This is a genomic window from Wenjunlia vitaminophila DSM 41686 (assembly GCF_000380165.1).
Classification (GTDB): domain Bacteria; phylum Actinomycetota; class Actinomycetes; order Streptomycetales; family Streptomycetaceae; genus Wenjunlia; species Wenjunlia vitaminophila.
The window spans coordinates 1-11,172 of the sequence record NZ_KB904720.1 but is presented as its reverse complement, the minus strand read 5'-3'; the positions used below and the strand labels follow the sequence as shown (position 1 = coordinate 11,172).

General features: G+C 66.6%; 8 protein-coding genes. 2 read left to right on the top strand and 6 right to left on the bottom strand.

Annotated features, from left to right (window positions below):
• Positions 1-120: 120 nt before the first annotated feature.
• The gene (locus tag A3IG_RS0125480; protein ID WP_026220657.1) at positions 121-1,164 is read left to right on the top strand and encodes an enolase C-terminal domain-like protein; all 1,044 of its coding nucleotides are present in this window, start codon (positions 121-123) and stop codon (positions 1,162-1,164) included.
• Positions 1,165-1,235: 71 nt separating this feature from the next.
• Positions 1,236-1,565, top strand: a complete 330-nt coding sequence (locus A3IG_RS0125475; RefSeq protein WP_018386420.1) for an L-rhamnose mutarotase — start codon at positions 1,236-1,238, stop codon at positions 1,563-1,565.
• A gap of 72 nt (positions 1,566-1,637) precedes the next feature.
• Here the strand turns inward: A3IG_RS0125475 and A3IG_RS0125470 are convergent, their stop codons facing one another.
• The 6 genes from A3IG_RS0125470 to A3IG_RS0125445 all read right to left on the bottom strand — a co-directional run bounded on the left by A3IG_RS0125470 (position 1,638) and on the right by A3IG_RS0125445 (position 10,435).
• Entirely contained in the window at positions 1,638-2,480 is an 843-nt protein-coding gene (locus A3IG_RS0125470; RefSeq protein WP_026220656.1) for an amidohydrolase family protein, read from the bottom strand.
• Positions 2,481-2,541: 61 nt separating this feature from the next.
• On the bottom strand, positions 2,542-3,549 hold the full coding sequence (locus tag A3IG_RS0125465) for an aldo/keto reductase (RefSeq protein ID WP_018386418.1): 1,008 nt from the start codon (positions 3,547-3,549) through the stop codon (positions 2,542-2,544).
• Between the two features lie 629 nt (positions 3,550-4,178).
• On the bottom strand, positions 4,179-5,006 hold the full coding sequence (locus A3IG_RS0125460) for a carbohydrate ABC transporter permease (RefSeq protein WP_018386417.1): 828 nt from the start codon (positions 5,004-5,006) through the stop codon (positions 4,179-4,181).
• Between the two features lie 2 nt (positions 5,007-5,008).
• Complete coding sequence (locus A3IG_RS0125455) at positions 5,009-5,923, bottom strand: carbohydrate ABC transporter permease (RefSeq protein WP_086019987.1); 915 nt, start codon at positions 5,921-5,923, stop codon at positions 5,009-5,011.
• An 83-nt stretch (positions 5,924-6,006) separates the two neighbouring features.
• Positions 6,007-7,299: an ABC transporter substrate-binding protein gene (locus A3IG_RS0125450; RefSeq protein ID WP_018386415.1), complete on the bottom strand. Its 1,293-nt coding sequence runs from the start codon at positions 7,297-7,299 to the stop codon at positions 6,007-6,009.
• 1,966 nt (positions 7,300-9,265) lie between these two features.
• Positions 9,266-10,435, bottom strand: a complete 1,170-nt coding sequence (locus tag A3IG_RS0125445) for a Gfo/Idh/MocA family protein (protein ID WP_018386414.1) — start codon at positions 10,433-10,435, stop codon at positions 9,266-9,268.
• Positions 10,436-11,172: the final 737 nt, after the last annotated feature.

The following is an 11,172-nucleotide window of genomic DNA, read 5'->3' as shown; positions in this document are numbered from 1 at the left end:
AACCCTGATGGCCGAACACATCGACCTGACCGCCCAGCAATTCCAACAAGAGATCTGGCGCCGCGTCACACCCGACAACACCCACCCCTAAACCCCAGACTCCAGCCGTGAAGGACATCCATGCGAATCACCGACGTGACTGTGGAAATGGTCGACCTGCCCGCTCAGCCGCCCTTCCGGTGGCGGGCCGGGCTGCCGGGCTCGGAGGTAGCGGTGGTGGGCGGAATCCTGCGCGTCCACACCGATGAGGGTCTGGTGGGCGAGGCGCACACGAGGCGCGGGCTGATCGTCGCCGACCTGGTCAACCGTCGCATCCGTGAGGACCTGATCGGTCGCGACCCGCTGATGCGTGAGCTGCTGTGGCAGCGGATGTGGGAGCTGGACCGAATCGAGGAGCTTCCGATCTACGCTCTCGGCCTGGTCGACGTGGCATTGTGGGACCTGGCCGGCATAGCTGCTGGACAGCCGCTCCACCAGATGCTGGGCGCCTACCGCGAGTCCATCCCCACCTACGCGAGCACCGTCACCTTCGGCAGCGTCGAGGAGTACCTCGACGTCGCCGACCAATGCCTGGAGTTGGGCTACTCCGCCATCAAGCTGCACGCCTGGGGCGACCCGAGAGCGGACGCGGAGCTGTGCCAGAAGCTGCGGGCGCACGTCGGTGACGATGTCCCGTTGATGTACGACGGCTCGGCCGGCTTCGACTTCGCCGACTCGCTCTACGTAGGCCATGCGCTGTCCGAAGCGGGCTACCTGTGGTATGAGGAGCCGATGCGCGAGTTCAGCGTGACCGCCTACCGCTGGCTGGCCGAGCGGGTCACGGTCCCCCTGCTGGTCGCGGAAACTTCCGACGGTGCGCACCTGAACGTCGGCGACTACATCGCAGCCGGCACGGCGAGCCGGGTCAGGACGAGCGCACAGTACAAGGGCGGGATCACCGGGGCGCTACGCGTCGCACATCTGGCCGACAGCTACCAGCTCCGGGCCGAGGTGCACGGCAGCGGAGTGGTCAACGCCCATCTGTGCATGGCGATACCCAACACCACCTACTACGAGTCCCTGGTGTACACCAACCCCGTGCAGCGCGAGCCGGCGGTGGGTGCGGACGGTCTGGTGAAGGCTCCGACGGCCCCTGGCATCGGGTTCGGCCAGCCGGGCTGGTGACGAACTCCCCGCCGACCCAACAGAGCAGCCGGCGGGTCACTGGGGACCCCTCACACAATGGAGGCGACATCATGCCCGTCCAACGCCACGCCGCGGTCATTCGCCTACATCCGGAACTAGAGGCCGAGTACCGCGCGCTGCACGCGGAGGCCTGGCCCGAAGTGCTGGCGACTCTCAAGCGTGCCAACATCGGCAACTACTCGATCTTCCTGCGCGACGGTCTGCTCATCAGCTACCTGGAGTACACCGGCGAAGACTACGCGGCCGACACCGCGCTCATCGCCGACTGCCCGATCACCCGCGAGTGGTGGGCCCGCACCGACCCCTGCCAGCAGCCGTTGGACAGCATCAGCGACGGCCAGTGGTGGGCACCGGCCGAAGAGATCTTCCACCTCGAGTGACATCGAAGGCGACACCGACATGAGGGGCGGGCGCAGTTGCGCCCGCCCCTCATGTCGCCTGCCTGCCGCGCGTCACAGGCCGTAGACCCGGGCGGCCGTCCCACCGAGAACCTCTTTCCGCTCGTGCTCCGACAGGTCCGCGAGGAGCTCGCGGCTGGTTGCGACCACCTGCCCGTAGTCAGCCGCCAGTGTGCATACCGGCCAGTCCGAGCCGAACATCAGCCGACGCGGGCCGAATGCCTCCAGAGCCACCGACACGAACGGCCGCAGCTCCGCGAGGCTCCAGGTGTGCCAGTCGGCCTCGGTGACCAGCCCGGAGAGCTTGGCCACGGTGTTGGGAAGCCGGGCCAGGGCACGCAGGTCCGCAGCCCAGGTGTCCTGTCGACGCGGGCGGAGCGGGGGCTTGCCCAGGTGGTCCAGGACAAAGGTGAGTTCGGGTCGGCCGCGGACTACCTCCACCGCTGAGGAAAGCTGCTCCGGGCGCAGAACCAGGTCGTATGCCAGACCGGCCGACGCGACGGCGGCCAAACCGCGATCCACTGCGGGGCGCAGCAGCCAGTCCGGGGCGTCCTCGCTCTGTACCTGGTGGCGGATGCCGACCAGACGGTCGCCACCAGGCAGCGCACACAGTTCGGCCAGGGCGTCGGCGACTGCGGGAGAGGTCAGATCGGTCCAGCCGACGACGCCGGCCACCAGCCGGTCGCCGGAGGCCAGGGTCAGGTACTCGGGAGTCTCCTCCGGCACGCAGATCGTCTGCACCAGCACACTGGCGTCCACGCCGACGGCCGTGGCCTGCGGGCGGAGGTCATCGAGAGTGAAGTCGCGTCGCAGCGGTGCGAGTTCGGGGCCGGTGAGCCAGTCCTGGTCGCGGACCGACAGGTCCCAGACGTGCACGTGGGCGTCGATGGTGGTCATGAACACCTCCCCTTCCAGGTGAGCAGGTCCTTGTCTCAGGTGAGGAACGGCGCCATCCACATCAGCGACGCCTTCCGTCATGACGAGGGGCGGGCACCGGCACATCCCAGGGCAGCAGTCCCCGGGAACGCAGCGCCAGCCACATGTCCGGGGGGATGGGGTGGCTGATCATCGCAGCGGCATCCGCCACCTCTGCTGCGCTGCGCGCCCCGAGCAGGACACCGGCAACCGCTGGGTGGCCGAACGGGAACTGCAGTGCGGCTGCCCGCAACGGGACCTCGAACGCCTCGCACACGGTTCTCAGGGTCTGCGCCCGGTCCAGCATGTGTGCTGCGGCTGGTGCGTAGTCAAAGGTCGCACCTGGCTTGGGATCCGCCAGGAGGCCCGAGTTGAACACCCCGCCGACCAGCACGGACACCCCGCGTTGCGCCGCCTGGGGCAGCAGGGAGGCCAGCCCGCTCTGGTCGAGCAGCGAGTAGCGGCCGGCCAGCAGGACCACGTCGACATCGGTGTCGCGGACGAACCGCGCCAGCATCGCGGTCTGATTCATGCCGGCGCCGATCGCGCCGATCGTGCCCTCCGCGCGCATCCGCTCCAACTCCGGGTAAGCACAGTCGAAGGCCTCCCGCTCGTGGTCGTCCGGGTCGTGCAGGTAGACGATGTCCACCCGGTCCAGCCCGAGCCGGGTGAGGCTCTCCTCGATGCTGGTGCGCACACCGCGGGCGCTGAAGTCCCACACCCTCTCGTGGGTGGCCGGGACGGCGAAGCCGTTCGCCAGGTCGTCACCGTGTGGTCCGGCGCACGGGCGCAGCAGGCGGCCGACCTTGGTGGAGAGCGAGTACTGCGCACGCGGTCGGGTGCGCAGCGCGTTGCCCAGCCGGCGCTCGGACAGACCCAGTCCGTAGTGCGGGGCGGTGTCGAAGCTGCGGATCCCACAGTCCCAGGCGGCCTCCACCGTGGCGGCCGCATCCTCATCGCTGATCGCGTTGAACAGGTTCCCGAGGGCCGCGGCGCCCAGTGACAGTCCGCCGACGGCGGTGGTAGTGCGCCCGGTTGCTTTGCTGCGCATGGATTCGGAAATGCCTCTCACTTGGGCTCCCGCCCGGACCGCTTGGGTTCACCGTCCGCCGCGGCCGGGCCGGGTACTCGGGGGTCAACCCGCGGTGGGCCGTGGGCGCGGGCCGGACATGAGGTCGGTGAGGTGGGCGATCTCACCGGTGGGCTTGGACAGCAGTTCGGCGGTGGCCAGGCCTGTTTCCGGAGACGCCGCCGGTCACGAGGCGCAGGCCCGCAGGTTCCGTCAACATCTTCCCTTCGGGCTGCGAAGGACTGCAGCGCAGGTCTGCCGCTGGCCGGGCCTTCTGATGGGAGTCCGGGTAGTGGACGTTACGGCCGACAACCACCGCGAGCCTCCTCCCACCGGTCCCCGTGGGCCCAGGGTCGACGGTACCAACCAGGTCTCTGGGGTCCTTCAAGAACCCACCGTGCCATGTCGGGATGTCTCGGTACTCTGCGCTTGACCCGCGATGTTTCGGGCCCATGCAAACCACCTTGCCCGGATGGGCCACGGCTCCCCCGATCCACCGGCCGGCGCCGTCCAGCTCTGGGAGCAGGCCCCCACGACGGGGGACCGTACACGATCCGGACGCGCGGTGGCGGAGCGGTGATGCCACAGGTCCTCGCCCCGAAGCCACGTGATCAGCCTTTCGTCGCTCCACCGGTGAGACCTTTGACGAATTGCTTCTGGAACGCCAGGTAGAAGACGAGAATGGGCAGTGTCGCCAGGAACATGAAGGCGAAGACGGAGCCGAAATCCGCCTGGTGCTCGCCGATAGAGCGATAGATTCCGACGGTTACCGTGGTGCCGGCGGCAGGACCCAAGATGATGAGCGGGTTGAGGAAGTCGTTCCAGATCCAGACGCCAAGAAAGATCAGCACACTGGCTGATGCCGGCCGCATCAGGGGGAAGACCACCTGCCAGAAGACACGGAACGCACCGGCGCCGTCGATGGCCGCTGCCTCTTCGAGTTCACGTGGGATCGTCTTGACGAATCCGGCGAAGACGAAGACTCCGAACGGCATGTAGTAGCCGACGTACGCCAGGATCAGACCGGGCACGGTGCTCATGAGACCAAGGGCCCGGAGCACGTCGGTGAGCGGGGTGAGGATGACCGCCGGCGGCACCATGAGGCCGCACAACAGCGCGACCATGGCGACCTTGGCCAGAACGCCGGTAGACCGCGCCAGGAAGTGGCCGAGCATGGCGGAGATCACGGTGATGATGATGATGGAGATCGCGGTGACCTCCGTGCTGTTGACCAGCCCGTACCAGAAGAGATGGTCCGGTCGGGAGAGCACACCTTGAATGTTGTCCAAGGTCGGCGGGATCGGGACCCCGACCGGGTTCGACACGATCGCCGAACCGTCCTTGAACACGTTGACCAGCACGAGGTAGATCGGCAGGAAGAACACAAGGCCTGCGAGCAGCGCGCTGGCGGGACGAAGCCAAACCCTGGGTTTGTTCATGATCAGGAAGACACCTCGCGTTTCTGTAGAAGTCCGAGCGCGATCACCGAAACGGCCGCGACCAGGACCAGCATCACTACAGCCATCGCAGAGGCATAACCCACGTGGTTGCCGTTGAACGCCGTCTGAACCACCTGGAAAGCAAGGGTGGACGTGGTACCGGGACCGGGACCGCCGTTGGTGAGGACCTGGACCTGGTCGTATGCCTTGAATCCGCCGATCAGCGACATCACCGTGTTGATCGTGACGGCGGGTGCCAGCATCGGCCAGGTGACATGGCGGAACCGCATCATTGGCCCGCAGCCATCGATTGCTGCCGCTTCGTGCAATTCCTGCGGTATGCCTTGAAGCCCGGCCAGATATATCACTACGCAGAACCCGATCCCTTGCCAGGCGATGACCCACGAGACCGTATAGAGAGCGAGATCCGGGTTGGAGAGCCATCCCGGTGGATCACTCATACCGAGCTGGCGCAGCTTGGAGTTGAGCAGGCCGTCGTCGACGAGGATCGTCTGCCAGATGACACTGACCACCACTGCGCTGAGGACGACCGGGACGAAGAACACGCTGCGGAGCATGTTGTACAGCCAGCCGCGTCGATCGAGGAGCATGGCAATCGCCAGCCCACCCGCGTTGGTAACGATGGTCACGATCCCGGTGATGATGATCGTGTTCCACAAGGCTTTGCGGAATTCGTCATCCGAGACAAGGCTGGTCAGGTTGTCCAGGCCGACCCAATGGGTCGGTGGGTTGAAGGGGTTCTTGTTGGTGAAGCTGTAGGCGGTTGTAATGCCGATGGGCACGAGCACGAGAGCCAGGTAGACCAGCAGTCCTGGGGCCGCGAAGACGGCGAAGCGGGTCAGTCCGTCTCTCGAACGTGCCCGCCGGAGCGATCGCGGAGACCTCTTCAGATCCATGGTCTGTTGCCGTTCTCCTGCTGCACCTGGCCCTCCGGGCGCAGCAGGAGAACGTTCCGGCGGGGCTAGGGTACGGACACGCCTCACCGGGTGGCCTTGGTCCACTGTGAGTCCATGTAGGCGCCGAACTCCGAGGCCGTCATGCCGCCGCTGAGCAGTTTCTGAACGCCTGCCGCGGCCTTGTCCGCCAGGCCTGGTGGCAAGGAGCCGTCGCCTGTCTCCTGGGAGAACGAGTTGACGACTCCATCGGCGCTCTGGGCCCGTCGATACGCAGCCACGGTCTCTTCGTAGACGGGCCCCATGTTGTCAGGGGGTGTGTAGCCCTTGATGGCAATGATCAGTGCGTCGGCCTTGACGGCAGCGTTGAGGTTCTTCTCGTCTTCCATGAAGGCCTTCGCCCATTTCTTGGCCAGGTCTACGTCCGATGCCTTGGAGCTCACAGTCATCCCCCCGCCGGTGACGCCTGGCAGGGCAGGCGAGCCATGGTCGGTGGGCCACGCGAACACGCCGGTTTCGAAGCTCGGCTTCTTCGCGTCGGCAGAGGCGGAGAACCAACTGCCCATCGGGTACATGGCGCCCTTGCCATCACGGAAGGCCTGCTCGGTGTCCGCGTAGGAGCGTGACAGCCCCGCCCGGTCGATGTAGCCCTTTTCGGCTAGGTCGGCGACCTTCTGCGCAGCGGCGACGAAAGCCGGGTCGGTGAACTTAACTTTGCCCGCGCGGCGTTGGGCCAACCAGTCCGGAGTTTCCTTGTAGACGTCGGTTGCCACCGTGCAGATCAGCGGGAACATGTCGGCCCAGGAATCTTTTCCACCCCCACCGACTACAAATGGATTGATCCCCTTCGCCTTCAGTTTGGCGCTGGCGTCAAGCAGCTCTTTGTAGGTACGGGGCGGCGTATCGATACCCGCCTTAGCGAAGTCATTCTTGTTATAGTAGACAAACGTCGCCTGGGTCGCATACGGAAGTTGGTAGACTTTTCCGTCGTACGTATTGGCGCGGGGGTCGATGTAATTCTCAAGGTCTTCATCCGACCACTCGGCCAACTTACCTGCCTCGGCAAATCCGGCGGGATTCAAGCCGATCATGATGTCCGGAAACTGGCCCGTGCTGTCCAACTGCTTCGCATACCCGGTGCGGTCGGCACTGGGTGAGACGAGCTTCTTGACGGTCACCCCGGGTACCTTCGCCGAGGCACGGGCAATCGCCGCGTCCCAGTACTTCGCATCGAGGTTGGGCGTTTCGAAGGTCAGGAAGGTCAGGGTAGCCTTGCCGCCCTTCGACGTACTCGTATCAGTACTTCCGGCCGTGCACCCGGCCAACAGGAGAGCACCCGCGAGGGCGACTGTGCTGAGGAGTCTCGGATTGCGTGTCATGCGTCTCTTCCTTACCCGTCGGTGTCGGGGGCAGTGGCGTTTCGCTGGCTTGTCATTCCACGATGCGCTGGGGCATCCCGCCCCCACCGTCCGAATCTGGCACATGGTTCAGACTCTCTGGGGTCTCACGCTCCTCAAGGGTGATCGCTTCTCCCCCGACGTTGGCCCCTCTAGGGCGCCCCTAGTATCGAAGTCCGCGCAAGGCCACGTCAAGAGATGAACCGCAGTTATGTCCCACAGTTGGCAAACGATAGATCTGGTACATCCAGCCGGAGGGGAACTGGGTCGCGCGGGACCCTGTTCGGCGCACATGCGGTGCGCTGTCACGTTGACTCGTGCGTCGGTTTCCTCGTGCCAGGTGCAACCAGCTCATACTGCCGACGGTTGGCCCTTCTGAGCCCGGCGTCATGACGCTTCTCCTCCTTCGGGCCGCGGGACGTGCGACGACGGCGCTGACGCCCCACCTCGCTACCGCGAAGGAGGAACGCGGCGATCTCCTCGCGGCGGGACTGCGGCCCGTTGCGAAGCAGCGGGCCGCAGGGGCCAGGCGACGGGTGATGCGGTGGATCTTGCGCTGCCAGGCTGCGGTGTTCTCCGGGGTGAGGGCGACGTTGCGGCGAACCAGGGGCTTCCAGCCGCCGTGGCCGGGCAGCCCTTCGATGCACCCGCAGCGCGCGAGCGCGGAGGGCCTGGTGTGGTTGTGGACGCTGGTGATGTACTGGCCGGGATGGACAGCCGGGTCGTGCTTGGCCACGGGCCGCCGCAGCCGGTTGCCATCGAGGATGACCTTGCTGTGGAAGCGGGCCGTGCGCCGAACGTCTCCAGGCGGCGGGCGGCCTCCTCGGCGGCAGGCCGGTGAGTTCGGTGGTCTCGTGGTCCTCGATCGCCGCCATGGGGTGTTCGCCGCGGGCGACGGCCTGATTACTCTCCACCTCGGCGCGGAAGCAGGGCTGGCTGGTTCCCGCGTGGTCCGCGCAGTGGCGTTCTCGTGGGCGGCCTGGCGCGTCGGTTCACCCCGGCCGTCGAGGTGCTGCGCGTCGTGCGGCTGGGCGGCCAGGGCCTGCTGGAGTCCGGCGGGGGTGAACCTGACGAGAACGTCCTGGCGGACGGCGACCCGGGCCGGGTCGCGGTGTGTCCACCACACTTCGTCGGGCAGTTAGCAGCAGCGCTCAGGCCAGGGCCTCGAGCAGGCTGAGGAGACGGGCGGGGAGCGCGGGTGACCAGGCAGTTCCGAGTGGAAGCAGTCGACGAAGGTGACCTGGCAAGGCCGTTGGGCTCGTGGTTACCCGTCGTGGTCGACGAAGGCCGTCCACCCGGTGTCGGGACCGGCGTCCGCGCCCGGCGGGCACTGCCCGCACCGAGGCCGCCTGGCCCCGTGCCCGTTCCGCCAGACGCACCACCACAGCGGGGTCCCACGCCACTGGCGGCTGCGGCACACCTCGACGTCCTTCGGCTCGAGCCGCTCATCTGCTCGAACGTTCAACGACCACCGCCGAGCCGTCCGCACGGCGGAGGGAGTAGTCCAGGGCGCGCGGACGCTTCCGTTCGCTGTCATGCCCGTGCAGCCGGAACGGCTACACGGTGATCCCCATCAGGTTGGAGTCGAGTTCCATCAACAGGGGGAGCTCCCGCTCGGGTCACGACTCGCCGGTACGCCGCCAGTCGTCGGCGCCCAACACCCCAGCGCAATCGTCCGCACGACGGGGTTCACTGGGACAGAAGGCAATACGACGGGGTTCCGTAAGCATGCGCCTCGACTGAGTGAGATCGGTCAATCTCCACATACGACGACCTCGTACCCGGGCTCCTCAGGAACGGGACGAAGCGTTCGGGCCTTGATGGGGGGATGGCCGTCCCAACTGCCGCGGAGGACGAGTGCTCGCCTGTGTGCTTCAGACATCGATGTCCTCCCGGTTCGTGGTGTTGCGGATGACGGGAGGAGCTGTCCGTCAGCCTTCCGGCGGGCTCACTTCTGGCCGTGTCCGAAGTACGCGGCAACCTGTGAGTCCACGGGAGCGACGGCGACGGCCCTTCCGCCTTCCCGCAGCGACACGGTGGCCGCGTAGCCGGCCGCCACCGCTTCGCGGGCCGCCACCGGCGAGGTGACGGTGGCCCCGCCCTCGCGCACGAACTGCAGGAACTCCGCGACCAGTAGCGGATCGGCACCACCGTGTGTGCCGGTCGAGGTGGGGACGGGTACCACCAGATCGGCCTCGGCACGGTAGTCGCTGCGGCGGTTCCACACCCGGACCTCCGCACCCTCGGAGTCACCGAAGTTCTCCAGCCGCCCCTCGGTGCCGATCACCGTGTAGTTGCGCCAGTAGTCCGGTGTGTAGTGACACTGCTGATAGCTGGCGAAGACGCCGTTGTCCAGTTGCATCTGCATCATGCTCAGGTCCTCGACGTCCACAACCGGGTTGAGACCGGTCAGGCTCAGCGGCGGCCAGTTCTCCATCGACAGCCAATCGGTCATCCGCTCCCCGCTACGGTCGCGGCGCGAGCTGATGCCGCCGTAGACCGTCAGCCCGCCCATGGCGTTCACGCGCCGGGTGTAACCGCCGGCAAGCCAGTGGATGACATCGATATCGTGAGCTCCCTTCTGCAGCAACAGACCGGTCGTGTAGCGCCGGTCGGCGTGCCAGTCCTTGAAGTAGAAGTCACCCCCATGGCCGACGAAGTGGCGGCACCAGATGGCCTTGACCTCTCCGATCGCCCCGCTGACGACAAGCTCGCGGATGGCCACCACGACCGGCATGTGTCGCATGTTGTGGCCAACGTACAGCGGTGTCCTGTTCTTGCGGGCCGCTGCCAGCAGCCGGTCGCATCCCTCGGTTGTGATCGCCATCGGTTTGTCCAGGAACACGGGGACGCCGGCCTCGAGGAAGTCGAGACCGATCTGCTCGTGGGTGTGGTCCGGGGTCAGCACCATCACGCCGTCCAGGCCGGCATCGAGCAGGTCGTGGTGGTCCACAGCGGTCCTCACCTGGGGACCGAATCGCTCCTCGGCGACCTCCAGCAACCGTCGGTCGCGGTCACATGCGGCGGCCACCAACGAGCCCGAGCCGGGCCGATGGGCGAGTTGGGCCAAGTCGCTGCGGTTACCCAGGCCGATGACGCCCAGCATGATGTCATCCAATGCATGTCCTTTCAGAGGGTTTGAGTGGAGTTAGCCCTTGCTGCCTGTTGAGCGGGGGCCTAGATGAGTGGCTGCTGCAGCACCACGAGGGGCACGATCACCGCCCGAGGGCGATCAGGGACCCGGATAGCGCCGAGTGGTCGGCGAAGTGGTCGCCCTGGCTGGCCAGGGCGACGGAAAGGGAAGAACCGCAGGTGGAACTGTGGACCCTGGTCCGCTGGGTGGCGTCGCGTTCCGGGTGGCCCCGTCCATCTGCGCCTCGATACCGGCGTCCAGCCCAGAACTTCAGGCCCCGGATGGCGGTCGGCTGGTCACGGGGCGAAGACTTCCCGTTGGCTGAGATGACGGGACTGTCGACCCGGAAGATGGTGTTTCAGCGGTTCTCCCGGATGTGCGGTGGCGCCGGGATGCCGTACGGGCCCTCGGAGGCGTGGGGGAGCTTTGCGAGCAGTGTCCAGGATGCCGGTTTCCGTCGCATGTCCGGTAGGCGTCTGGGCCGGGCCTCGCCGTACCGGCCGGCCGTCCGAACTGCCGGCTGCACTGGCGACGCGGCCGGCTACCGCGGCGGGCGGTGCCCGGCGAGTGTGTCTACTGCCAGGCCGGATGTGCATAGCACCGTCCCATCTGGATGAGAATGGCGTCTAGATATGATATATGTCCGATGGTGGTGGTGGATAGGGCTGGCTTCTCCGGGGGTCCCCTGGAGGGGTCCGTTGCGGTCGCGGGGTCGAGGTGGG